Raw genomic sequence first — 24708 nt, 5'->3', positions numbered from 1 at the left:
ACGTGTCGCTGGATATCGGTGCCGTGGGGCCCACTCCCCTGGTTGTTAGCAAGACAAACGACTATCGTGCTGGCGTGACCGCGACTCCCTCCTTCACCACCGTCCTCGACGACTACCTGGCCTGGTACTACGACCGCAACCCGGTGCACGCCGGCCTGCTCGGCTCGGTCGAGCACCTCCACACCCTCGGTGACTACTCCGAGTCGGCACTGGTGGCCACGCGCTCGGGCAACGCGGACTGGTTGCGCACCTTCGAGTCCGTGGTCGACAACGGACTCGACCACGAGTCGCGGATCGACCGCGACCTGGTGCTCGCCGTCCTGCGGGGCGCCCGCGTCGAGGAGGAGTGGCCGGCCTGGCGCCGCGACCCCGCCGTCTACGTCGGCCCCGTCTTCCGCGGGCTGTTCTACCCGTTCCTCCAGAAGCTCCTGCCGGAACCGGAGCTCGTCGAGCACACCATCCGCAAGCTCGCCGAGGTCCCGGCGGTGCTCACCGCCTGCCGGCTGAACCTCGACTCGGACCTGGCCGCCCCACTGCTCGTGGAACGCGGCCTGCGGCAGGCGCGGACAGGTCGGTCGTTCGTCACCGGGACCCTGCCCGGCCTGGTCTCCGACCCCGGCCTGCGTGACAAGGTCGCCACCGCCGCCGAACCGGCGGCGGCCGCCTTCGACGCGGTCGTCGACTTCCTCGAGGAGTTCGGGCGGCGGGCCAACGGCGACTGGCGGCTGGGCGAGGACCGCTACTCCCGGTTGCTCGTCGAGAAGGAGCTCCTCGGGTACGGGGCAGCCGAACTGCACGAACGGGGCAAGGCCGCCTACGCGGCGCTCGACGAGGAGATGCGCGAACTGGCCCGGAGCGTCCCCGGCGGGTCGGAGGACTGGCACGCCGTGATGACCAGGCTCCAGCAGGACTACCCCCCGACCCTCGAGGCGATGCGGGACGAGTACGCGGCCGAGACCGCCCGCGCCCGGCGGTTCGTCGCCGAACGGGACCTGGTCACCTTCGCCGAGGGGGAGCACTGCGAGGTGGTCCCCGCGCCGGCCTTCCAGCGGGCGATCCTCTCCGTCGCCTCCTACATGTCCCCACCGCCGCTGACGGACTCCCGCACCGGCCACTTCTTCGTCCCCCACACCCCGGACGGGTACTCGGAGGAGCAGATCATCCAGCGCCTCCAGACCAACGCCCGGGCGCAGATGCCCACCATCGCCGTGCACGAGGCCTACCCCGGTCACCACTGGCACCTCTCCTGGATGGCCGGCAACCCCCGTCGGGTCAGGAAGACGTTCCGCACCTCGTACTTCAGCGAGGGCTGGGCGCTCTACGTCGAGACGATGATGCGCGAGCAGGGGTACTTCACCAACCCCGCCCACGAACTCGGGCACCTGGAGGCGCGGTTGTTCCGGGCGGCCCGCATCGTCGTGGACACCGCCCTGCACGCCGGTGACATGACCGTCGAGCAGGCCAGGGAGTTCATGAGCACCAAGGCCTCCCTCACCGAGGACACGGCGGTGGGTGAGGTCTCGCGCTACTGCTCGTGGCCGACGCAGGCTCCCTCCTACCTGACGGGTTGCCTGGAGATCGAGGACATCCGGGCCGACTACCTGGCCGCCGGCCGGGGCGACCTGAAGGCCTTCCACGACACGATCGCCGGCTCCGGCGCGCTCCCCCTGGGCCTGGCCCGCCGGGTGGCGCTGGGCGGGTGACACCGCCACCACGATGATCCAATGAGGGCCACGCGAAACGACGAACACCCCAGCGGGAGGAGACGACATGCGGGCGATCCAGGTGAGGGAGACCGGCGGCCCCGAGGTACTGGCCCCGGTGGAGCTGCCCGATCCCGAACCGGCACCCGGCGAGGTGCTCGTCGAGCTCGGAGCGGCGGGCGTGAACTTCATCGACACCTACCAGCGCTCCGGGGTGTACCGGATGGAGGTCCCCTTCGTGCCCGGCCTGGAAGGGGCTGGCACGGTGGCGGCGGTGGGCTCCGGCGTGACCCGCTTCTCCCCCGGGGACCGCGTCGCCTGGGCGCAGACCTCGGGTAGCTACGCCGAGCGCGTCGCGGTGCCGGCCGACGGGGCGGTGCTCGTCCCCGACGCTGTCAGCGACGAGCAGGCCGCCGCGATGCCCCTCCAGGGGATGACCGCCCACTACCTGGTCGCCTCCACCAGACCGGTGGGGCACGGCGACACCGTCCTCGTCCACGCGGCGGCCGGCGGGGTGGGTCTGCTCCTCGTCCAGCTCGCCAAGGCCCGGGGGGCCCGTGTCCTGGGCACCGTGTCGACGGATGAGAAGGAACACCTCGCCAGGACCGCGGGAGCCGACGAGATCATCCGCTACACCGACGCCGACGTGGCCGAGGAGGTTCGACGGCTCACCGACGGCGCCGGCGTCGACGTCGTCTACGACGGGGTCGGGAGGGACACCTTCGACGCGAGCCTGGCCAGCCTGCGGCCCCGGGGGATGCTGGTGCTCTTCGGCGGTTCGAGCGGGCAGGTCCCCCCGTTCGACCTCCAACGGTTGAACTCGGGTGGCAGCCTGTTCGTCACCAGGCCCACCCTGGCCCACCACATCGCCGACCGGGCGGAACTGGAGTGGCGGGCGAGGGAGCTGTTCGACCTGATCACCTCGGGGCGGCTCGATCTGCGGATCGGAGGCCGCTACCCGCTCCGCGACGCGCGCGCGGCGCACGAGGACCTGGAGGCGAGGCGGACCAGTGGGAAGCTGCTGCTGCTCCCGGCGTGACCACGTCCTCGCCCACCCGGGCAGCCGGCGGCGGGACGGGGGGCGCCAGGGCCGTGCCCGACCGACCGCCGCGCCTGGTCACCTCGGCGAGGTCGGACCATGCGCATGACACCGCTCAGCCCGGACCGGCTGGCCGAACGGATCGCCGAGCGGATCGCCGGGCTGCCGGCCTCGCCCCGACCCCGGGTCGTGGTGGACGGGGCGCCGGCGGCGGAGCCGGGCGACCTCGCGACGGCGCTGGTCGGCCGGCTCCGGCGGAGGGGGCGGGAGGTCTTCGCGGTCAGCGCGGACGACTTCCCGCGTCCCGCCGCCCTCCGGCTGGAACGGGGGCGCACCAACCCCGACGCCTACTACGAGGACTGGACGGACGTGGGGGCGCTGCGGCGGGAGGTGCTCACCCCGTTGGGACCGGACGGTGACGGCCGCGCGCTGCCCCGCCTCTGGGACGCCGCCTCGGACCGTTCGGCCCGGGCGAGCCGGGTCCGGGTCGACGAGGGCACCGTGCTGCTGGTCAGCGGTGGGCTGCTGCTCGGTCACGGCCTGCCGTGGGATCTCGCCGTGCACCTGTGGCTCTCCGAGCCGGCGTTGCGCCGCCGCACCACCGCCGAGCGCGGCTGGACCCTGCCGGCATTCGACCGGTACGAGCGCGAGGTCGCTCCTCGGGAGGTGGCCGACGTCGTCGTCCGGGTCGACCACCCCGACCGCCCGGCCGTCCTCGAGCGCTGACCGCACCGTCCCCGTCCTGCTCGCGACGGGTTCCGGGGGTGGCAGTCGCCGGTGGCGACTGCCGGGCCTGCCAGGGGCGGCGCTCAGCCCCAGTTCTCGTCGTCCAGGTTCATCCGACGGGTGCCGCCTCGGCCGGGCTGCTGACCGGGGGGCGGGGGCGGCGGCTGGTGCCGGGTGGGCGGCGGCTGCCGGTGGCCGGGCGGTGGGAACGGCCGGGACTGCTGCTGACCGGGGAACGGTGGCTGCCCCGGGGGTTGCTGCCCCGGGGGTTGCTGCCCCGGGGGTTGCTGCGGGGGCGGCGGCTGGTTGCCGGACTGGTGCTGCCCTCCCGGCGGGGGGAACGGCGGGTGCTGGCCACTCGCCGGCGCCCGACCCGCCTCGGTGTGGCCGGGCCGGTGCACCTGGGTGCGGTCGGGGTCGTTCGGGGTGATGCGCCGGGTCACCGGTCCCTCGTTGCTCAGCCCGGCCCGTCCGAGCCACCCGCCGAGTTCGCGGACGATCACCGGGAGCGGGGGACGCCGCGCCGGGTCCTGGTCCAGCGCGGCGAGGAGCAGCTGCCGGTGCACGCTGTGCTCGGGCAGGTGCACCAGTTCCGGGTCGTGCGCGGCCGCCATGAGGGAGGCCATCGCGTTCTCCCGGTAGCCCCTGGGCGGGTTCGCGGTGAGCGCGTAGCTGACCGTGGCGGCCAACTGCCAGGCGTCGGAGGCGGGGGTGGCGTCCCCGCCGCGCGCCACCTCGGGGGCGATGTAGTCGGGAGTGCCCACCATCATCCCGGTGGCGGTGAGGCTGCTGTCGCCGCTGCTGCGGGCGATGCCGAAGTCGATGAGGTGCGCGACGCCCGCCTGGTCGACCAGGATGTTCGCCGGCTTGATGTCGCGGTGCAGCAACCCCTTCTCGTGCGCCGCCCCCAAGGCCTCGGCCATGCTGGCCCACAGCCGCGCCGCGGCCACGTCGTCGAGGGTGTTCTCGCGGACGACGTCGGAGAGCGCGTCACCCTCGAGGTACTCCATGACGAGGGCGAGACCGTCGCTGCCGTCGCCGAGGTCGTTGACGATGTCGTAGATCCGGACGCAGTTGGGGTGCCGCACGGCGGCGAGGGCCCGCGCCTCCCGGATCATCCGCTCCTCGCCCTCGGCATCGGGCGCGTGGGCGATCTTCACGGCCACCATCCGGTTCAGGCTGGTGTCCATCGCCAACCAGACGGATCCGAACCCGCCCTTGCCGAGCTGCCGGATGCGCTGGAACCGTCCCTGGCTCCTGCTGGCGCCGTGCCCGGCGCCGAACAGCGCGGGCGCGACCTCGGTGGCCTGCGCGGTGTCCCCCGCCCCTGGCGTCGCCGCCACCGCCCCGGCCACCGGGAAGGGCAGCGGACCGGGCGTGTTGGCCAGCTCGGAGGACCCCGAGGCCCGCTCGGGCGCGGGCTGCTCGCCCGTGCCGGAGCCCTCAGCGGCCCGCGAGTCGACCTGGGTGGCGGGGTACTGGGAGGACTGGGATGGCTGCGGGTTCATCGCGGCCAGCCGAACCTCCCGTTCCCGCTGGTCCAGCTCCCGCTGCCGCAGCTGCTGAGCGCGCTCCCGCTGGTCGAGTTCCTGCTGGCGGGCCTGGATCTGGCGGGCCTCCTCCGCCTCCCGCCCCGCGAGGGCCTGCGCCGCGTAGCGGTCGTCGGGGTCGAGGTCCCGCCGGTCCCGGACGCCGTCCCGGTCGTGGTCCCAGTCGCGGGACCGTTCGGAGCGCTCGATGACGGCGCGGGGTGGGGAGCCGAGCAGTGCGACCACGATGACACCGGCCACCGCGGCGGGCAGGGAACCGATCCAGAGGCTGGCCACCACTCCGGCGGGTTCACCGCCGAGCAGCAACACCAGCAGGAGGAAGGGCATCCAGAACATCCGACCGGGCCACGCCGGTCCGCGTCGCGCGGCCAGCCTGCCCTGCCAGGCGACCAGGCCGAGCAGCAGCAGGGGCAGCAGGACCAGGACGAGGATCGCCAGTGCCCGGGTCCACAACGCCTGGTCCGGGCCGAACACCTCCTCCGAGACCGTCCCGGACAGGCCGAAGAAGCTGCTGGAGGCGGGATGGACCAGCCGCACGTTCGAGGTGGCCAGCACGTAGGGCAGGAGGAAGCTGGTGCCCACCCCGACGGTGACCAGCACCAGGACGACGGGGGCTGTGTAGCGGTTGCCGATCCCCTTGCGGAGCAGGGCGACGAAGGCGGCACCGGCCGTGACGAGCAGGCTCATGCCGACACCGGTGATCATCGCGGACCACACCCAGTCACCGGGCAGGAGGTTGACGCCGAACATCCCGTACAACCAGTCCAGGAAGCCGCTGCCGACGTCAATGACGGAGTCCACCGAAGTTGTCCTCTCCACCGGTATCGATCAGGCCGAGGTGTCCGCCCGGCGCGGCGCCCCGCCGAGATCACCGAGTACCCCTGACACGATAGGACGCGCTCCGCCCGCGCCGGTGCGGAACCCCCACGGCGCCCGACGCGTTGATGATCTTGCCAGGTGCCTCACCACGTTCTCAGTTCGATCGTCGTCCAGGCTCCCAGGTGCACCCGGGTCCCCTCCCCTATCGGGTGTGGGACGTGCGGCCGGAGCACCAGACCGCTGTCCAGCATCGTGCCGTTCGCCGAGTCGAGGTCCACCACCGACCAGCCGCCCTCCGCCCCGCGAAGCAGCACCGCGTGTTCCCGGGAGACGCCCGGGTCCTCGGGTGGGACGCCCAGGTCGATCGCGGGTGGTTCGGGTGCGGACCGGCTGGCGCGGCCGATCCGCACCCGGTCGCCGGCGAGCGGGTAGCGCCGTCGGGGGCGCTCCGAGGGGAGCCGCAACCGCTCACCGGCACTGCCCGCCTCCGCCAGGACACCGGCGAAGTACCGGGGGTCGACGGTGACGAGCGCCACCCAGTTGCGAGGCCCACCAGCCAGCGGCCCTGAGCCGTCCGCGCGGCCCCCGGCCGGCCCCTCGCAGTCGTGTCCGCACTCCTCGCAGAACCGGCCCACCCTCGGACAGCCGCACCGGGGGCACGCCGCCCCCACCGCGGCGTCGGTCCCGGTCCGGCACGCGGTGGGCGGACCGAGGCCGGGTTCCGGTGCGAGGGCGGTGCCCGGGGACCGCCGCTCCCGCGCGGCACGCTCCGGTGAGGAGCATCCCGCCCCGTCCACGACGCGCTCGGGGTCGCCGGCACGTCCGGCCGGGTTCACGCCGCCCGCCGGACGGCGCACGTGGTCCGGGATGCCGCGGTCGAGGTCATCGCGGGCGTCCCAGCCGGAGGGTCCTGGTCGACCGCGCGTCGAGGGCCATCTCGGCCTCGCGGGCGACCCGCGCGCGCAGCCGGATGGTCCCGCTCCTCTCGTCCACGACCTCCACCACCTCGGCGAGCAGCTCGGCGGTCTCCTCGTGACCGGACTCGGTGGCCAGTGCCACCGCTCGCTGGAGCATGGCGGTGGCCAGTTCGGTGTCCCCACGGCGGCGGGCGTCCAGTCCGGTGCGGACGGCCTCCGCGAGGTCGGTCTGGCCGGTGTAATGGGCCAGCACCGGGTCGACGCGGGCCACCCGGTCGACATCGGCGCTCCCGGTCACCGTGACCAGCACGGGCGCGCCGAGGGGAGGACCGCCGTCCTCCTGGACGACGGTGAGGCGGGCGACGAGCACCTCCTCCCCGACCCGCAGCGGCGGGATCTCCACGCAGAGGTGGTACGTGCGGCTCTCCGCGCCCCAGCTGCCGGTGGGGTGGTCGAGGTCCTGCGGCGCGCCCGGGACTTGAACGCCTTCGAGGGAGCGCACCTCCGGGTGCACCTGCCGGAGGAACCGCGGCCGGGTCAGCTCCGGTGTCCACACCCGCAGGGCCACGGCTGGTTGCACCCGGGCGACGGCGGCCGCCACGGTCGAGCGGAAGTCGGCGGCCAGGTCCTCGGGATCGGCCACGATGTCGACCGTGCCCAGGAGCGCGGTGGTGATGGACCGCAGTTCGTCCACCCGCCAGCCGGTGCCGACCCCACGGCAGTCGCAGACGAACCGCCCCCGGCACTCCTCCAACGCGGCCGCCAGTTCCCGCAGGGACTCGCCCTGGTTGAGGCCGTCGGTGAGGAGGATTGCGTGGCGAGGGCCCGGGAGGTCGGCGAAGAGGTCGTTGGCCGCCCGCAACCACCTGCCCATCGCGGTGCCCCCGTCGGGCGTCAGCCCACCGATCGCGGTGGCGGCCTCCCGCCGGGTCCGCGCGCTGCTGACGGCGAGCCCACCGGTCTCCGGGTACACGACCCTGGCGGTGGTCGTCCCGGCGACGACCGCGAACCTCGCGCCCTCGGGCAGCAGGTCCACGGCTGCGACGGCCGCGCGCCTGGTCTCGGGCATCGTGGTCGCGGGGAAGCGCATCGAGGAGGAGCAGTCGACCAGCAGGACCTCGGAGAGCGTCCCCTCTTCCGACGCACGGGTGCCGCCGTCCGGTGGCTCGCCCGGTTCTCCGTCCTCCCTGACGGGGTGGTGGCCGGTCACCGTGATCGCCAGGTGCGCCTCGGACGCGCGCTCCGACACGAAACGGTTGTGGTCGACCTCCAGCGTGAAGCTGACCTGCCGCACCATCGAACCCCCTCTCAGCCGCGTGGGCTCGTGGTCTCGCGAAGCGGGAACGGGACGAGCGCCACCGTGATGTTGTCGTGGCCGCCGCCGTCGAGGGCCAGCCTGGTCAGCGCCCGGGCGGCGTCCAGGGGGTCGTCGAAGACGGCCACCAGCCGGGCCAGGTCGTCGGCCTCCCTGAGGTAGTGCCACATGCCGTCGCTGCACAGCAGCACCCAGCCGGGGGCGGTCGGGCGGATCGCCGCGAGGTTGGGGGGCCGGCCGTCGCAGTCCGCTCCCACCCACCGGCAGAGCGCGTTGGCCCGGCGGTCCGCCTGCGCCTCCTCCTCGCTGAGCTGCCCCAGGTCGACCATCTGCTGCGCCCAGGAGTGGTCCGTGGTCAACCGGGAGGAGGGCGTGCCGGAGGGCTGGCCGGTGGGTTCGGGAGCGGCGAGCCAGTAGGCGCGGCTGTCGCCGATCCAGCCGACGGTCACCTCGCTGGGCGTGACGACGGCGGAGACGTAGGTGCAGGACGGCGGTTCCGGGTCGTCACCGACGCGGAGGGCGCTGACCGCCTCGACGGCCGAACGCACGGCGCTCCGCGTCGCCGTCATCGCGTCCAGGTCGTCCCGCGCGGCTTCGGCGAGGAGTTCCGCCGCGGTGTAGGCGGCGGTCCTGGACGCGTCCTCCGGGGTGGACGAGGACGACACGCCGTCGCACACCACCGCCACGGCCGCGAGCGGCTCGTCGTCGGTGCCGCACAGCACCCGCAGCGCCAGGGCGTCCTCGTTGCGGCGGTGCCGCAGGCCCCGGTCGCTCACGCCGACGACGGTCCCCAGGTCCAGTTCCATCCGGTCCGGGGGCGCCGCCAGGGTGCGGCGGGCGCAGGCGGCGCACTGGCCGGCGGTGTCGACGTGGGTGGTCGTCACCTCCACCTCCGCCCCGCAGTCGGGGCAGAGCGCTGCCTGGGCCTCCTGGACGACGAGGTCCGCTCCGCAGGCCTCGCAGAACCGGTCGCCCGGCTCCCCTGGCGAGTCGCACCGCGGGCAGTGCGGGCCCAGGCCGTCGCGGGCGGGTCGCAGTGAAAGCTGTTCGTTCATCGGGTGTGCGGGCGGGCCTCGGCACGGGCACCGAGTCAGCGGCCCGGCCTCCCTTCTGCTGGTCTGTCGTGTGGCGCCGCACCGGGCGGCCGAGGGTCGTCATCCTGCCTCGTCATCGCGCTCGGCGGGGGTGGTCACACGAGAGTTCTCGGTCGCACGGCGTTGGCCAGGTCCACCAGGGCGATGCGTTCCGCCCGGTCGTCGATGGTCCTGGCCAGACCGCGGTAGGCCTCCTCCAGTCCGAGCCGCAGGGAGTGGTCCCGGAACTCCCGCCCGAAGATCGGTCCCGGACGCGGGGCGCCGGCCGGCTGGGTCGCCCACCACGCGCGGGCGGCCAGCAGGACGGTGACGACCAGTCTGAGGCGCCGTTCGGTGTCCAGGGGGAGGGTGGCCAGGCGCTCGGCCGCCGCCATGAGGTCCTCCGACCGCACCTGGTGCGGCGATCGCCCGCCGACGCGGGCGCTGACAGCCGCGACCCGCGCACCCAGGTACTGGCTGGAGGTTTCCGGGACGGACTCCAGCACGGCGACCGCCCGGGGGTAGTCGTGCTGGACGAGCAGTACCCGGGCCAGGCCGAAGGCGGCGCTGACATAGGTGTGGTCCCCTTTCCAAACCTGCCGGTAGCGACGTTCGGCCTGCTGGATGGCCCCGTCCGCCTCGTCGGCGAGCGCGAGGGCGAGCTTGGGGGCCGTCTCGCCCGGTACGCGCGCGTACACCCGGTCGAAGTGGTCTCGGGCCTCGCCGGTGCGCCCGGCGAGCAGCGCGGCCACGCCCTCGTACCAGGACGGCCGCCAGTCCTGGTCGGCGAGACCGGTCAGCTCGCCGAGCTCTCGCCGGGCCCCGTCGGGATCGCCCTCCTCCAGGTGCGCCCGCACGAGGCGCAGCCCGACCTCCGCCGTCCACACCGGCGCCGCGCGCAGCTGCGCGGGAGTGGCGTCCCGGACGCCGGCGAGGAAGCCGGCCGCCGGGTCGTCGGGGTCGACCAGCGTCACCGGGAGGAGGCGGGTGACCTCGGCGGGCTCGGGTGGGGTCGTCGTCAGCGCGATGTCCCGGCCCCGGTCGCCGCCGATGACCCCGCGTTCGTGGGTGAAGAGCGACGAGCGCCCTGGTGGGGGCTGTCGCCCCCGGAGCGCCAGCACCTCGCGCAACACGGCGCGCAGTTGCTCGGCCATCTCCCCGGCGTCGCGGAACCGCCGCGTCCGGTCGGGGTGGCAGGCACGGCGGAGGAGGCGGTCGAAGGACTCGAACTCCACGAGCAGGGGAACGGTTCCGGGGTCCGGGAGGCTCTCCCGGTGTTCCTGGTTGTAGCCGGGGAACGGGAAGGACAGCACAGCCAGCAGCCGACCGACGGTGTAGAGGTCGGACTCCACGGAGGGGCCGAGCCGGGCGATCTCCGGGGCCTGGTACCCGACCGTGCCGTAGAAGGCCTCGTAGCGCTGGTCCAGGCGAAGCGCCCCGCCCATGTCGATGAGTTTGACCTGGTCGGGGGTGTGGATGACATTGTCGGGTTTCAGGTCGCAGTAGACCCACCCGTGGTCATGGAGGTAGCCGAGGGCGGGCAGGATCTCCAGCACGTAGGCGATCGCCTGTTCCAGGGGGAGCGTGGCGGACCGCCCCTGGGCGGATCGCCGCTGGTCGAGGAGTTCCCGCAGGGAGGGGCCGTCCACGTACTCCATGACGATGTAACCGGAGGTCTCCCCCGCACCGGTCGGAGCCGGGGGCGGGTGCCGCACGACGTTGAGGATGTGCACGATGTTGGGGTGCTGGACCTCGGAGAGTGAGCGCTGTTCGTTGAGCTGGGACTCCATCGCGTCGGCGCCCTCGCTGTTCAGCAGGCCCTTGAGCGCCACCCACCTGCCGTTGACGTTGCGGTCCCTGGCCAGGTACACCCAGCCGAAGCCCCCACGGGCGATCGGGCCGAGGACCTCGTACTGGCCGGCGACCACGTCGCCCCGCGCGAGTTTGGGGGTGAAGGAGAACCGGGCCCCGCAGTGCGGGCAGTACCCCTCGGTCCGCCCCGGCCGGCCGCCCCTGCCTCGGCCCACCGGCTTCTCGCACCGGCTGTCGCTGCAGAACCTGCCGGACTCGGGCACCTCCGGGTCGAGGAGGACGGCCGCGCTGGGGTCACGCGGCGGCACCTGGGGTACCTCGACGAGGCCACCGCCCAGCAGCCCGCGTCCGCTGGTGCGGGTGGAGGTCCGGTCGGAGCCGGCCGCCGGGCCTTGCCCGGCCGGCGTCGGTCGTGTCCCGCGCCCCGTCCGTTCGGGGGTTCCCGCGAGGGCGGTGAGCACCGTGCGGTCCACGCCCTTCGCCGAGTCACCGGGCCGGGCGGATGCCCCCTGGGGGGCCGCTCGCGGGGGTTCGGGTACCTGCGGTGCGGGTGTGTTCTCGGCGGGTGGCGCGGCTCCCACCGCCGCGGGTGGTACCCGGCTCACCCCGGCCTGACCGGGCGGTGCCGGTCGCGCTCCCCCCGCCGGCGCGGAGCGCTCCGGCCCCCTGCCCAGGGGTGGCCGGGGTGGCGGGGGCTCCACGGCGTCCAGCCGGGCGGACACCCGGGAGGGGCGGTCTCCCCGTTCGGGGACGTCCTCGACGGGCGTCAACCGGCCGGTGAGGGAGGTCCGCTGGTCCCCCGATGTCGCGGTGGCGTGCCCGCAACGGTCGCAGTAGCCCTCCCGAACCCGGCCGCCGCACCCCGGTCTGGGGCAATCGCCGGTGAGCGCGGGCGTCATCGGTGGCTCCACCGGCGGTGGCCGGCCGGGTTGCGGTGGAACCACCGACCGCTGGCTGGGCCGGTCTCACGGGGAAGAGGCATCGCACGACCTCCTGGGGTGGGCACGGTCAGTCCCGGTACCGGGGCTCGGGAGGTGGGGAGACCCGTCCGAGGGGGCCGGCGAGCCAGTCGTCGTACAGGCGCTGCCAGGTGCCGTCGGCCCGCATCCGCTCCAACACTCCGTTCGCGAAGCGGACGAAGTCCTCCGCCTCGCGGTTGAACGCCATCCCGTAGGGCTCGGACGAGAAGGGCTCGCCCACGACCTTCAGGTTCGGGTCCTGGGCCACCATCCCGGCCAGGATGGTGTCGTCGGTGGACACCGCGTCCACCTGCTGTCGTTGCAGCATCACCAGGCAGTCGGACCAGTGCGGCACGGCGGTGACCAGCGGTCCGTCCCGCAGTTCCACCAGTCGGCGCAGCGAGGTGGACGCGGTGGCCGAGCAGACCCGGTGCCCCGCCAGGTCCTCCTTGCCGGTGATGTCCTCGTTGTCCTGCGGTACGACGATCCGCTGCCGGGCGAGGAGGTAGGTGGTGGAGAACAGCACCTCCTGCCACCGTTCGCAGGTCGCCGTCATGGTGCGGACGACGATGTCGACCTGGGGCTGGTCCGCTTCCTCGCTACCCTCCTCCGGCTCGACGAGCACCTTGGTCCGCTGGTCGGAGGTGATGGTCACCCACTTGATGCGGTCGTCGACGTCGTCCGTTCCGAACAGCGCTCTGGCGATCTCCCGCACCATCTCGATGTCGAAGCCGTCGATGCGGTTGGTCGCCGGGTCGCGGTAGCCCATCAGGTTGGTCGTCTGGTCGACGCCGGCACGCAGGAACCCGTCCTCCACGATGCGCGCCATGGTGGACCCGGGCGGCATCTGGCCCGGCGCCGGGAGGACGGGGGTGGGCCGGAAGCTCCGGGTGGGATCGCAGTCCGTGTCGATCTCGGGCGCCGGTGGCAGGCTCGTGACCTGGCTGGCCCCGACGGGAACCGGCGCCTCGACGGAGGCGGGTGGGGAGGGCAGCGCGGACGGGGTGGCCGCGCAGGAGGTGAGCAGCCCGGCCACCGCCGCGATCACGAGAACGCGTCTCCTGGTCATCGGTACTCCCTCACCCGCTGTCCGATCCCGACGGCGGATCCCGTGGCGACGAGCGCGGCGAGCACGAGTGCGGCGGGGACCTGGCCGGGGAGCAGGGACTGCGCCTGGGCGGCGCGGACGGCGAACTCGTCGCGGGTCACCTCGACGGCGTCGTGGAGGCCGCGTTCGACGCTGCCGAAGTCCGCACCGGTCCCGCCGGTCCCGTCCCCCGAGGTGGTGCCGTGGCCCACCGTCACCGCCACCGCCTCGTCGTACTCGCCGCGCCGGTCGTGGTCCCGGGCGACCCCGTAGCCCCGCAGCCAGGAACGCGCCGCCCTCGTCGCCTCCTCGACGGAGTGCCGCACCCGGTCGTCCGTGGCCATCTCCCTGGCCCGCCCCAACAACCCGCTGTTCCCGTCCTCACCCAACAGGTGGGCGAAGGCGGTGTCGAAGTCCTCCTCGTACTCCTGCCCCGTCCCCTGGGCGACGAGGACGAGGGTCTCCCCGGTCCGTGCCTCCAGGGCGGCGATCCGGGCGCTGGCCAGCACGTTGACCTGGTCGGAGCCGTGCACCCTGCTGTCCTCCAGGTGCCCGGCCACACTGAGGTGGGACAGCACCAACCACCCCAGCCAGGCGACGGCGGCCAGGGTCGCGCCGACGAGCCCGATGTTGAACACCCGCCGCGTCCGGCGGTGGAGGTACAGCTGGGCACCGACGAGCCCGGCCAGGAGCACCAGTCCGGACGTCACCTCCGCCACCGGTGGCGCGGCGGCGCGTTCCCGGTCGGCCGAGACCGCCGCCGACTCCCCCTGGTACAGCTCCCGGGCCTCGGGCAGCATGTCCTGTTGCATCAGCCCACCCGAGGCCAACCGGAGGTAGGCGGCTCCGACCGGGTTCCCCTGGCGGTGGTTCGCCCGTGCCGTCTCGACCAGGCCGGCGTAGATCGGTAACTGGGCGGCCAGGCGGGTCACCGGAGCGGCGTCCGCTCCGGCCGCGTCCACGCCGTGCGCCGCCCGGGTGAGGGCCGCGGCCGCCCGGGCGATGTTCAGCGAGTACCGGTCACGCACCTCGGCCGGCTCCGTGCCGCCGGTGAGGAACGAGGTCGCCGCCGTCGCGTCCGCGTCGGAGAGCGCCGCGTAGAGGTCCTGGGCGGCGACGCTGAGGGGCTCGCTCCTCGTGACGAGTTCGTCGAGCGCCACCGCCTTGCGGTGCGCCCCGATCGCCCCGACCAGGCCGGCGAGGACACTGGCGACGACGAGGCCCACGGCGATGAGCGACAGGCGTCCCGGTGTGGTGTGCCACCCGCTGAACGCCCCACGCGATCGGCGGCGTCGGAGCCGGCGAGCGGGACGTGGGGAGGTGACCGGCGTCGCCGGTCCGGTCACCGTGCCCCACCTCGCCCCGGCCGAGCGGGTTGAGCGGGTGGGGTCCGCTGGTCCACCGGAAGCTCGCCGGACCCCGCCGGACGCCGCGCAGACCACACCACCGCACTCACATCCTCACGAACTGGAACCCTCTCGCGTCGTAGTCGCGACAATACCGAGCGGTGTCATGGGCCACACCGGTTTGGATCAATTCCGTGGACACTCGGGACTTCACCGGCGGCCATCCGGTGTGGACACCTCAGGAGGTGGCCGCCTGGACCGCCTCCTGCCACCGGGTGAGGGCGTCGTCCACCTGCTCGGCGTTGACGACCAGCGGCGGGATCATCCGTACCGTGTTGCCGTGGGCGCCGCAGGTGAGGAGGAGCAGTCCCCGGTCCGCGGCCTCCTTGTGCGCCCGCTGCGCCAGGTCGGGCCGGGGCTCGCCGTCGGCGCCGGTGAACTCGACACCGATCATGAGGCCGAGGCCCCGGACGTCGCCGATGGTGGCGTGGTCGACCGCGATCTTCCTGGTCCCCTCCAGCAGCCGGCGTCCCATCTCCTCGGCGTTCTCGACGAGGGCCTCGCTCCGGATCACCTCCAGGGTGGCGATCGCGGCGGCGCAGGCGACCGCGTTGCCGCCGTAGGTGCCCCCCTGCGAGCCCGGCCACGCCTGGCTCATCAGTTCCGCCGGCGCGGCGATGGCCGAGAGCGGGAAGCCGCTGGCGAGGCCTTTCGCGGTAATGAGGATGTCCGCGCGGACCCCGCCGTGGTGCTCGTGGCCCCAGAACCGGCCGGTGCGGCCGAAGCCCGTCTGGACCTCGTCGAGGATGAGCAGGACACCGTGTTCGTCGGCCCGCTGGCGCAGTCCGGCCAGGAACCCCGCCGGGGCCGGCACGTAGCCGCCTTCGCCGAGGACCGGTTCGACCATGAAGGCGGCGGTGTCCGCGGGTGCGCTGACGGTCCGGAGCAGGTAGTCCAGCTCGCGGAGGGCGAACTCCACCGCCTGCTCCTCCGACCAGCCGTAGCGGTAGGCGAAGGGGTAGGGCGAGACGGCCGCCCCCGGCATCAGCGGGCCCAGGCCGGCGCGGAACTTGGTCCCGGCGGTCGTGAGGGCCGCCGCTCCCATCGTCCTCCCGTGGAACCCGCCCTGGAAGACCACGATGTTCTGCCGGCCCGTCACGTGCCGTGCCAGGCGTACCGAGGCCTCGACGGCCTCGCTCCCGGAGTTGAGGTAGAAGACCGAGTCCAGCCCCGCAGGGAGGACCTCGCCGAGCCGTTCGGTGAGTTCGAGCAGCGGTTCGTGCAGCACCGTCGTGTACTGGCCGTGGATGAGCTTCCCGACCTGGCGCTGCGCGGCCTCGACCACCCGGGGGTGGCAGTGCCCGGTGTTGACAACGCCGATTCCGGAGGTGAAGTCCAGGTAGGTCCGGTCCTCCGCGTCGTAGAGGTACACCCCGGAACCTCGGACGGCTCGCACCGGAGTGGCCTGCTTGAGCTGAGGAGAGAGCTGGGCCATGATCGCACTCCCACTGTAGGATTGTCGACAATCATCGTCCATGCAACCATCCCAGCGGTTGCATGTCCACACCCGCGGAGGGAAGGTCGGGATCATGACCGGTACCCAGCAGCACGCCACCGCACGGGGCGATCTCCTCGCCCACACCCCGAAGGACCTGTTCATCGACGGCGAGTGGGTGCCGGCCACGGGCGGGGCCACCTTCGAGGTCCGGGACCCGGCGAGCGGGGAACTCCTCTGCGAGGTGGCGGACGCCTCGCCCTCGGACGGGACCGCGGCCCTCGACGCCGCCGTCGCCGCGCAGGCCTCCTGGGCGGCCCACCCGCCCAGGGAGCGCGGGGAGATCCTGCGCCGGGCGTTCGAGGAGCTCATGCGCCGCCAGGACGAGCTCGCCGTGCTGATGACGAGGGAGAACGGCAAGCCCCTCGCCGACGCGCGCGGCGAGATCGCCTACGCGGCGGAGTTCTTCCGCTGGTTCTCCGAGGAGGCGGTCCGCATCGACGGCGGCTACCAGGTCGCCCCCAACGGGGCCAGCCGTTTCCTGGTCATGCGCCAACCGGTCGGCCCCTGCCTCTTCGTCACGCCGTGGAACTTCCCGATGGCGATGGGGACGAGGAAGATCGGCCCCGCCATCGCCGCCGGCTGCACCATGGTGATCAAACCCGCGCACCAGACCCCGCTGTCGATGCTCGCCCTCGCGGGCATCCTCAAGGACGCGGGGCTGCCCCCCGGGGTGCTCAACGTGGTGCCGGCGACGGACGCGGGCGGTGTGGTCGAACCGCTCATCCGCGACCCGAGGGCGCGGAAGATCTCCTTCACCGGTTCCACCGCCGTGGGGCGGCGGCTCATCGAGCAGTCCGCGCAGCAGGTCCTGCGGGTGTCGATGGAACTGGGTGGCAACGCCCCGTTCGTCGTCTTCGACGACGCCGACCTCGACGCGGCGGTGGACGGCGCGATGACCGCCAAGATGCGCAACATGGGCGAGGCCTGCACCGCGGCCAACCGCATCTACGCCCAGCGGGGCGTCGCCGAGGAGTTCGGGCGGCGGCTGGCCGAGCGGATGAGCGCGCTCCGCCTCGGTCCCGGTGTGGAGGACAGCACCCAGGTCGGTCCGTTGATCGATGCCCGGGCGCAGGAGAAGGTCCGCACCCTGGTGCGGGACGCCGTGGACCGCGGGGCCCGGGTCGTGGTGGGAGGTGACGTGCCCACCGACGAACGACTGCGCGGCGGTCACTTCTTCACGCCGACGGTGTTGCAGGACGTGCCGTGGGAGGCCCGGATGTCGTCGGAGGAGATCTTCGGCCCGGTCGCCCCGATCTCGGCGTTCGACACCGAGGAGGAGGCGTTGTCAGCCGCGAACAACACGGAGTACGGCCTCGTCAGCTACGTCTACACCCGGGACCTCGCCAGGGGCCTGCGCATGGCCGAGGGCCTGGAGACCGGCATGGTGGGTCTGAACCAGGGCCTGGTGTCCAACCCGGCGGCGCCCTTCGGCGGGATCAAGCACTCGGGCGTCGGACGCGAGGGCGGTCACACCGGCATCGACGAGTTCCTGGAGACGAAGCTGGTGAACATCGGATTCTGAGGCTCCGCTCGGGAGGCCATCCCGCCGGCCGTCCCACCTCCGCGTGGCCCTCCTGGCGGTAGGTCCGCCCGGCACCACCGCCGGTGCGCGCCCGGGGGCCGGGCCCGGCCGCGCGCCGCACGGAGCCGAACGCTCAAGCGGCGCCGGCCGGACCTCGGACGGACCTCAGGAGGCGCTCGTCAGGCGCTCCACCGCCTCGGTCATGTGCGCTTCCAGCCGCTCCAGCAGCAGCCGTTCGTCCCCCTGTTCGATGGCGTCCACCAGGAGGCGGTGTTCCTCGACGGTGTCCCCGGAAGGCCGGTAGGTCTCCTGGAGCGCGGTGAGGCACATCCTGGTCTCCACCAGCAGGGTCTGCGCCATGCGCTCCAGCCGCTGACTGCCCGACACGGCGACCAGGCGTTGGTGGAACAGTTGGTCGGCATCACTGAAGGCGATCCGGTCGTCGGCGGCAGCGGCGGCCACCATCCGCTGGTGGGCGGAGGTCAGCTCCGACACGGCGAGGGCGCGGTCGCCCCGCATGATGAGCTGGCAGGCCGCGCCCTCCACCGCGAGCCTTGCCGTGTAGACGTCGCGGATCTCCTCCTCGTCCAGGGTGCTGACGAAGAGGCCCCGGTGCGGTTCGCTGCGCAGCAGGCCCTCCTGCACCAGCCGCTGCATGGCCTCGCGCAGCGGCCCACGGCTCACGCCCAGCCGGTTGGCCAGGTCGATCTCACCCAGTTGACTGCCCGGCGGGAGCCCGCCGTGCATGATGGCCTCCCGCAGCCGTTCCGCGACGATCTCCGCCGTGGACCTGCGCGCGAGTGGCGCGATTCCGCCCGGTGTCGTGTCCTCCGTCAGGCTGACCACGTCACCCTCTCCTCCCCACCGGGCGGTCGTCCCCGCCCGGCCTCACTCAGTGACGGGCTGGGGTCTGGACAGCGCCCCCAGCCCGGCGGTGGCCGTCCGCCCGGCCAACCGCAGTCCTTCCCACACGCTCACCTGGTTGGCGGTGAGCACGGGCTTCCCGAGCCGCTCGTCCAGCCGGTCCAGCAGGCTCGCGGTGTGCAGGGCGGTGTCGGGGACCAGGACGGCCTCGGCGTCGACGTGGTCGTTGGCCGCCACGAAATCGAGGACGTCGTCCTCCCCCAGCGTCCCCACCTCGGCCGCCGTCACGATGCCCCTGCTCGTGAGGGTGAGCGCCCGGATGCCGGCTCGACCGAGGAACTCCACGAACCGCTCGGCGACGTCGGCGGGGTAGGTCGCGGCCACGGCGACGCGGCTCACCCCCAGGGCCCTGGCTGCCCGGACGAACGCGAAGGAGGTGCTGGACGCGGGTACGCCCGCCGCGGCGGCGAGCTTCTCCACCTGCGTGTGGGCCCCCTCCCACCCGAAGACGAAACTCCCGGACGTGCAGGCCCACACCACCGCGTCGGGCGCGTGCCCCGCGAGCGCGGCGGCACCGTCCGCGAGGACGTCCTCGCCGCCGACGTCGAGCAGGGCGTCGACACGGTGGGCGTCCTCGCGCATCAGGGTGTGCACCAGGGGAAGCCGCACCCCACCTCCGAGCTGGCCCTCCAGCCTCGGGTAGTCGTCCTCCGCGCTGTAACCCGGGTAGAGAATGCCGACCGTCACGGTCACGAACGCACCTCCGGTTGTCTCGACGCGCCCCTCCGGGCGACGGTGGTCTCCAGCTGCCGACACCCACGGCGCCGCTCCTGGCGGAACGACGCCGACCTCGGGAATTGTCGACAATCCTACACTTCGTGGTGATGGGTCGCCCGGTTCAGGCGGCCGACATGTGACTGGAACGGATCAACCGCTGGTCCTCGGCCGCCGCGCTCCGCCCCAACAGGCGGAGAGCTCCCCACATGGTCACCTGGTTGGCCGTCAGCACGGGTTTGCCGAGGAGGCGCTCCAACAGGGGGATCACGTCGTAGGTGGGCACGTTGGTGCAGCTGACGAAGACGGCTTCGGCGTCCGGGCGGTCGACGAGCCGGACGATCTCGACGACCTCCTGGTAGGAGACCTTCCAGATCTGGCCCAGCAACCCGAGCCCCTGGCAGGACACGGCGCGCACGCCGAACTCGCCCAGGAACGAGACCAGGCGTTCGTTGATGCTGTCCACGTAGGGGGTGGCGACCGCGAGGCGGGTCACCCCGAGCACGGACAGCGCCTCGACCAGCGCCCCGGAGGCGGTGACGGCCGCCGGGGCGCCGGCCTCGAGCATGATCGACGTCAGGGCGTGCTCCCCCCGCGCCCCGTTGACGAAACTGCCCGAGGTGCAGGCGTAGGCCAACACCTTCGGCTCGGGGGCGAGCAGGTCACGCGCGGCGCGGTGGACGGCCTCCTCGTCACTAATCATCGTGGCCATCTCCACCGTCACCGGGACCGGGACGAACGGCACCCGGGTCAGGTGGAGGGTCGCCTCGGGAGGGACCCACCGCCACAACTCGCGGTCGAGCGCGAAATCGAAGGGGGCGACGACGCCGATCCCGTCGTGCAGGAATGGACCGCCGACAGCCCCGAGACCCTCGGGCGGCACTTCGGACCCACCATCAGCCCGCGTGACGCCGGTAGATGAGCCGCTCGCCGACGCTGCCGGATCTCCACACGTCGTGGCACGCCTCGGCCATCAACGGGAGCCCCTCGACGATGGTGGCGTACACGTTGCCGGGGACCCAGCCCACGTCACCGTTGAGCAGCAGGTTGTTTCGCCCGTAGAAGATCGCGAGGTCGATCACCCCTGGCAGGTGCCCGATGCCCTTCTCCTCCTTGAAGTCCCGGTCGAGCATGCCGCCGGGGAAGGCGAAGTACACGACGTCACCGGGGATCGGCGTGACCGTCGGGTTCTCCAGTCCCGGCTCCACCTCGGCGAAGTGGGGCACCATCGTGTAGACCTCGTTGCGCGCGTACTTCGCGTGGTGGACGTCCCCGGCCTGGGGCAGCGCCTCCCAGACGGCCGCGCAGGTTCGGGGGGCGTCCTTCTCGAGCAGTTCGGCGACGCAGGACACTCCGCGCTTCGCGAGCTCGATCGACATGTACTTCGGCATACCGGAACCTCCGGGCGGTGGAGACTGGACCTGGTTGGGAGGTGGTGCGCGACGACCGGCGTTGTCTCGTCGTGGTCTCCGCGTGCCCGTTGCGGTGTACCCCGTGGTGCCTGTGCGGATTGTTGACAATCCTACGAGCGGTTCCTAGCGTGTCAATGGCTACCGCCGACATGTCGGCTCTTTACGGCGAACGGACGAACGCTCTCCGTCGACGGTCGCGGCCGGCACCGGCAGCCGAAGCGAGGGGGTCACGCCGCATGTCTCCGCACCCACCGGTCATCACGGTCCTGCACGGGGCGGACGCCCCACCCGACCTCGCGCCGGTCCGCCCGCTGGTGGCCGAGGTCCGGGCGGCCGGCGGACCGGCGGAGCTGGCCGAACTGCTGCCCGGCACCGACGTGCTCTTCGTCTGGGACTTCAACTCCGACGCGCTGGCGGAGAGCTGGCCCCGTGCCGATCGGCTGCGCTGGGTCCACACGGCCAGCGCGGGGGTGGACCGCATGATGTTCCCCGCCCTGGTCGACAGCGACGTCCTGCTCACCAACTCCCGGGGGGTCTTCGACCAGCCCATGGCCGAGTACGTCCTCGGTCTGCTGCTCGCCTTCGCCAAGGACCTGCCGAGCACCCTCCGGTTCCAGGGAGAACGGAGGTGGCGGCACCGGGAGACCCGCCGGTTGGCCGGTAGCCACGCCGTCGTGGTGGGCACTGGCCCGATCGGACGAGCCATCGGACGGTCCCTCACCTCGGCCGGGGTCGCCGTGACCGGTGTCGGGCGGACGGGGAGGGACTCCGACCCCGACCTCGGTCAGGTGCACCCGTCGAGCGAACTCGCGACCCTGTTGCCCGACGCCGACCACCTCGTGCTCGCCGCCCCGCTGACCAAGGCCACCCGGGGACTGGTGGGCGCGCGGGAACTGGCCGCGCTCGGTCCCGAGGGCGTGCTGGTGAACGTGGGGCGCGGCCCGCTGGTGGACCAGCGAGCGCTGGAGGAGGCGGTGGCCGCCGGGACGATCGGCGGCGCGGCCCTCGACGTCTTCGAGGAGGAACCGCTCCCCGAGGACTCTCCGCTGTGGTCGGCCCCGTCGGTGATCGTCTCTCCCCACATGTCCGGCGACGTGGTGGGATGGCGGGACGAACTGGTCGAGCTGTTCGGCGACAACCTGCGGCGCGTCCTCGGTGGACGGGAGCCGCTCAACGTCGTCGACAAGCGACTCGGGTACGTCTCGACGTCTTGATGGAGGTCAGTGGTGGGTAGTGCGGCGGATCTGACCGCGGTGGAGATGCTCTCCGCCTTCCGGAACGGGGAGCTGTCCCCGGCCGAGGCCACCGCGGCGGTGCTGGAGCGGATCGAGCAGGTGGATCCCGAGGTCAACGCGTTCTGCCTGGTGGATCCCGAACACGCCACCAGGGCTGCCAAGGAGTCCACCGAACGCTGGGCGCGGGGCGCGCCGGAGGGCCTGGTCGACGGTGTGCCCACCTCGATCAAGGACGTGCTGCTCACAGCGGGGTGGCCCACCCTGCGCGGATCGCGGAGCGTCTCCCCCGCGCAGTCCTGGACCGAGGACGGTCCCAGCGTCGCCCGCCTCCGGGAACAGGGCGCGGTGCTGGTCGGGAAGACGACGACGCCCGAACTGGCCTGGAAGGGGGTCACCGACGGCCCCCTCCACGGAGTGACGCGCAACCCCTGGGACACCGGGCGCACGGCGGGAGGATCGAGCGGAGGCGGGGCCGCCGCCGTGGCGCTCGGGATGGCTCCGCTGACCGTGGGCACCGACGGCGGTGGCTCGGTCCGCATCCCCGCCAGTTTCTGCGGGGTCTTCGCCCACAAGCCCACCTACGGCTGGGTCCCGCACCACCCCCAGAGCCCGTTCGGGTCGCTGGCGCACGTCGGCCCGATGACCACCAGCGTCGCGGACTCCGCCCTGCTGCTCGACGTGATCGCCCGTCCCGACCCGAGGGACTGGTCGACGGTGCCCCCACCGGCCGCGTCCTTCCTGGGGAACCTCGACTCCGGTGTCTCCGGGCTCCGGATCGCCTTCAGCCCGACCCTCGGGTACGTGCGGGTGGACCCGGAGGTCGCCGCCGTGGTCGCGGAGGCCGCCCGCGTGTTCGAGGAGCTGGGAGCCGAGGTGGAGGAGGTGGACCCGGGTTTCACCGACCCCGTCGCCGAGTTCCACACCCTGTGGTTCGCCGGCGCCGCCAAGTCCGTCGAGCACCTCACCCCGGAGCAGCGCGCCGAACTCGACCCCGGGCTGCGGGAGATCACCGAACTGGGAGCGTCCTTCTCCGCCGGTGACTACCTCACCGCGAACGCGCGCCGCGCGGCCATGGGCGCGCTGATGGGCCGGTTCCACGAACGCTTCGACCTGTTGTTGACGCCCACCATGCCCATTCCGCCGTTCGAGGCGGGTCGGGAGGTCCCGCCCGGTTGGCCGGGTGACCGGTGGACGAGCTGGTGCCAGTTCACCTACCCGTTCAACATGACCCAGCAGCCGGCGGCCAGCATCCCGTGCGGTGTCACCTCCGGCGGGCTGCCGGTGGGTCTCCAGGTGGTGGGCGGCCGGTACACCGATCACCGGGTGCTCGCCGCGTGCCACGCCTTCGAACGGGCGCGCCCCTGGCGGGACCGCCGCCCACCGCTGCTCTGAGCCGCGCCGGGGCCGGCGGGCGGGGTGGCCCGAGCGCCCGCTCCGCCCGGCCCGCGCGGGGCCACCGACGTGGCGGCGTGACGGTGTCCGCGCGGCGCTCCCCTCGGGTCAGAGGAGGCTCATCACGTGCTTGAACCGGGTGTAGTCGTCCAGACCGTGACGGGAGATCCCGGTGCCGTGCCCGGAGTGGCGGAACCCGCTCTGCGGCATCTCGGCCACCACGCTGCCGTGGTTGTTGATCCAGACGCATCCGAAGGAGAGCAGGCCCGACAGGCGCACCGCCCTGGCGTGGTCGCGAGTCCACACGCTCGCCGCCCCGCCGTACCGGACGCCGTTGGCCCACCCCACCGCCTGGTCGACGTCGGTGAACCGCTGGAGGGTGACGACCGGACCGAAGATCTCGTTCTGCACGGTCTCGTCGTCCTGGTCGACGCCGGCGATGACCGTGGGCTCGAAGAAGTACCCCGGCTGGTCGGAACGAACTCCTCCCGTGAGGATCGTCGCGTGCTCGGGGAGGCGGTCGAGCACCCCTTCGACCTGCTCCACCTGGTTCTCGTTGTTCAGCGGCCCGTAGAAGGCGTCCCGGTCGCTGGGCGGACCAACCCGCAGGCCCCGCACCTCGTGGACGAACGCCGCGACCAGCTCGTCGTAGACCTCGTCGGCCACCAGGACGCGGGCGGCCGCCAGGCAGTCCTGCCCCGCGTTGGCGAAGGCCGCCCTCGCCAGCTCGCCCGCGACCAGGGGAACGTCCACATCGCCGAACACCAGGGCTGGTGCCTTCCCACCCAGCCGCAGGTGGACGCGCTTGAGGTCCGCGGCGGCCGAGCCCGCCACCTCCATGCCGGACCGCACGGCGCCGGTCAGCGACACCAGGCGGGGGACCTCGTGCGCCACCATGGCCCGTCCGGTGTCCCGATCCCCGCAGATCACGTTCAGAACCCCGGGCGGCAGTGCCTCGGCGGCGCGCTCGGCCAGCATCACACTGGTCAGCGGGGTCGTCTCCGCGGGTTTGAGGACCACCGCGTTGCCGGCGGCCAGCGCGGGGGCCACGCCCGCCGCGGCCAGGAACATCGGGTGGCTGTGCGGCATCATGTGCGCGCAGACGCCGAGGGGCTCGCTGCGCAGCAGGGAGGAGTGCCCCCGCTGGTACTCGCCGGCGGCGACGCCGTCGAGGACGCGGGACGCTCCGGCGAAGAACCTGATGTGCTCGACGGCGAGGGGGAGTTCTCGTTCGGCGACCTGCCGCGCCGGCTTGCCCGTGTTCGCGCACTCGGCCGCGACGAACTCGTCGGCCGCTCCCTCCACCAGGTCGGCCCAGCGCAGGAGAGCGCGCTGCCGTTCGTGGGGAGTGGTCGCGGCCCACCCGGTGTGGGCGTTCTCGGCACGGCGCATTGCCGTGTCCACGTCGTTCCACCGGCTGATGGGCGCCGACCCGAACTCGGTTCCGCTGCTCGGGTCCACCAGCGTGGTCCGCTCGGTTCCCTCGACACCGGTCGGCTGGCCGGCGACGAAGTTGGCCACACTCGCTGGGAGTTCCACCGCACACCCCTCCGCACGCGGGCCCACACCCGCCTCAGGCACGTGTCGCGTCGTCCGGGCCCGCGC

Annotated in this window: 19 protein-coding genes; 6 read left to right on the top strand and 13 right to left on the bottom strand. The window is 73.1% G+C overall.

Annotation, left to right across the window (positions count from 1 at the left end):
* Positions 1–74 precede the first annotated feature (74 nt).
* From G443_RS01290 to G443_RS01280, 3 genes are all read left to right on the top strand, one after another.
* On the top strand, positions 75–1703 hold the full coding sequence (locus tag G443_RS01290; RefSeq protein WP_026418800.1) for a DUF885 domain-containing protein: 1629 nt from the start codon (positions 75–77) through the stop codon (positions 1701–1703).
* A 67-nt stretch (positions 1704–1770) separates the two neighbouring features.
* The gene (locus G443_RS01285; RefSeq protein WP_026418799.1) at positions 1771–2742 is read left to right on the top strand and encodes a quinone oxidoreductase family protein; all 972 of its coding nucleotides are present in this window, start codon (positions 1771–1773) and stop codon (positions 2740–2742) included.
* A gap of 99 nt (positions 2743–2841) precedes the next feature.
* A complete protein-coding gene (locus tag G443_RS01280) occupies positions 2842–3468 on the top strand; it encodes a nucleoside/nucleotide kinase family protein (RefSeq protein ID WP_026418798.1) in 627 nt (208 codons plus the stop codon).
* Positions 3469–3551: 83 nt separating this feature from the next.
* On the opposite strand, the gene G443_RS01275 is transcribed toward G443_RS01280, so the two are convergent.
* From G443_RS01275 to G443_RS01240, 8 genes are all read right to left on the bottom strand, one after another.
* A complete protein-coding gene (locus G443_RS01275; RefSeq protein ID WP_051313944.1) occupies positions 3552–5819 on the bottom strand; it encodes a serine/threonine-protein kinase in 2268 nt (755 codons plus the stop codon).
* A 161-nt stretch (positions 5820–5980) separates the two neighbouring features.
* Positions 5981–6373, bottom strand: a complete 393-nt coding sequence (locus tag G443_RS01270) for an FHA domain-containing protein (RefSeq protein WP_162147301.1) — start codon at positions 6371–6373, stop codon at positions 5981–5983.
* Between the two features lie 346 nt (positions 6374–6719).
* Positions 6720–8051 (bottom strand): vWA domain-containing protein, encoded by a 1332-nt coding sequence (locus G443_RS01265; RefSeq protein ID WP_035292039.1) that lies wholly within the window; start codon positions 8049–8051, stop codon positions 6720–6722.
* Positions 8052–8062: 11 nt separating this feature from the next.
* A complete protein-coding gene (locus G443_RS01260; RefSeq protein WP_051313942.1) occupies positions 8063–9124 on the bottom strand; it encodes a protein phosphatase 2C domain-containing protein in 1062 nt (353 codons plus the stop codon).
* Between the two features lie 134 nt (positions 9125–9258).
* Positions 9259–11853: a serine/threonine-protein kinase gene (locus G443_RS01255; RefSeq protein ID WP_081715418.1), complete on the bottom strand. Its 2595-nt coding sequence runs from the start codon at positions 11851–11853 to the stop codon at positions 9259–9261.
* A gap of 109 nt (positions 11854–11962) precedes the next feature.
* Positions 11963–12982: a glutamate ABC transporter substrate-binding protein gene (locus tag G443_RS01250; RefSeq protein WP_026418795.1), complete on the bottom strand. Its 1020-nt coding sequence runs from the start codon at positions 12980–12982 to the stop codon at positions 11963–11965.
* On the bottom strand, positions 12979–14346 hold the full coding sequence (locus tag G443_RS01245) for a GlnX family signal transduction membrane protein (protein ID WP_051313941.1): 1368 nt from the start codon (positions 14344–14346) through the stop codon (positions 12979–12981). Before G443_RS01245 ends, G443_RS01250 begins: the two co-directional genes overlap by 4 nt.
* Positions 14347–14584: 238 nt before the next feature.
* Positions 14585–15841, bottom strand: coding sequence for an aspartate aminotransferase family protein (locus tag G443_RS01240; protein ID WP_026418794.1), 1257 nt, complete (start codon positions 15839–15841; stop codon positions 14585–14587).
* A 94-nt stretch (positions 15842–15935) separates the two neighbouring features.
* Here G443_RS01240 and G443_RS01235 point away from each other — a divergent pair, with 94 nt between their 5' ends.
* Positions 15936–17426 carry an NAD-dependent succinate-semialdehyde dehydrogenase gene (locus G443_RS01235; RefSeq protein ID WP_026418793.1) on the top strand — a complete coding sequence of 497 codons (1491 nt, stop codon included), beginning with the start codon at positions 15936–15938 and terminating at the stop codon, positions 17424–17426.
* Positions 17427–17591: 165 nt separating this feature from the next.
* Here the strand turns inward: G443_RS01235 and G443_RS01230 are convergent, their stop codons facing one another.
* The 4 genes from G443_RS01230 to G443_RS01215 form a co-directional block, all read right to left on the bottom strand.
* Positions 17592–18272, bottom strand: a complete 681-nt coding sequence (locus G443_RS01230; RefSeq protein ID WP_026418792.1) for a GntR family transcriptional regulator — start codon at positions 18270–18272, stop codon at positions 17592–17594.
* Positions 18273–18314: 42 nt separating this feature from the next.
* Positions 18315–19043, bottom strand: a complete 729-nt coding sequence (locus G443_RS01225) for a maleate cis-trans isomerase family protein (RefSeq protein ID WP_026418791.1) — start codon at positions 19041–19043, stop codon at positions 18315–18317.
* A gap of 145 nt (positions 19044–19188) precedes the next feature.
* Positions 19189–19947, bottom strand: coding sequence for a maleate cis-trans isomerase family protein (locus G443_RS01220; protein WP_026418790.1), 759 nt, complete (start codon positions 19945–19947; stop codon positions 19189–19191).
* Between the two features lie 13 nt (positions 19948–19960).
* Positions 19961–20455, bottom strand: coding sequence for a DUF3830 family protein (locus G443_RS01215; RefSeq protein ID WP_026418789.1), 495 nt, complete (start codon positions 20453–20455; stop codon positions 19961–19963).
* Positions 20456–20712: 257 nt separating this feature from the next.
* On the opposite strand from G443_RS01215, the gene G443_RS01210 reads away from it, so the two are divergent.
* Complete coding sequence (locus G443_RS01210) at positions 20713–21690, top strand: D-2-hydroxyacid dehydrogenase (RefSeq protein WP_026418788.1); 978 nt, start codon at positions 20713–20715, stop codon at positions 21688–21690.
* Between the two features lie 12 nt (positions 21691–21702).
* Positions 21703–23103: an amidase gene (locus tag G443_RS01205; RefSeq protein WP_103057148.1), complete on the top strand. Its 1401-nt coding sequence runs from the start codon at positions 21703–21705 to the stop codon at positions 23101–23103.
* A gap of 108 nt (positions 23104–23211) precedes the next feature.
* On the opposite strand, the gene G443_RS01200 is transcribed toward G443_RS01205, so the two are convergent.
* On the bottom strand, positions 23212–24642 hold the full coding sequence (locus G443_RS01200) for an aldehyde dehydrogenase family protein (RefSeq protein ID WP_245588786.1): 1431 nt from the start codon (positions 24640–24642) through the stop codon (positions 23212–23214).
* Between the last annotated feature and the right edge of the window lie 66 nt (positions 24643–24708).

The organism is Actinoalloteichus caeruleus DSM 43889, assembly GCF_000429185.2.
Taxonomy (GTDB): Bacteria; Actinomycetota; Actinomycetes; order Mycobacteriales; family Pseudonocardiaceae; genus Actinoalloteichus_B; species Actinoalloteichus_B caeruleus.
The sequence above is the reverse complement of the archived record's forward strand: the minus strand, read 5'-3'. Positions and strand labels throughout refer to the sequence as shown.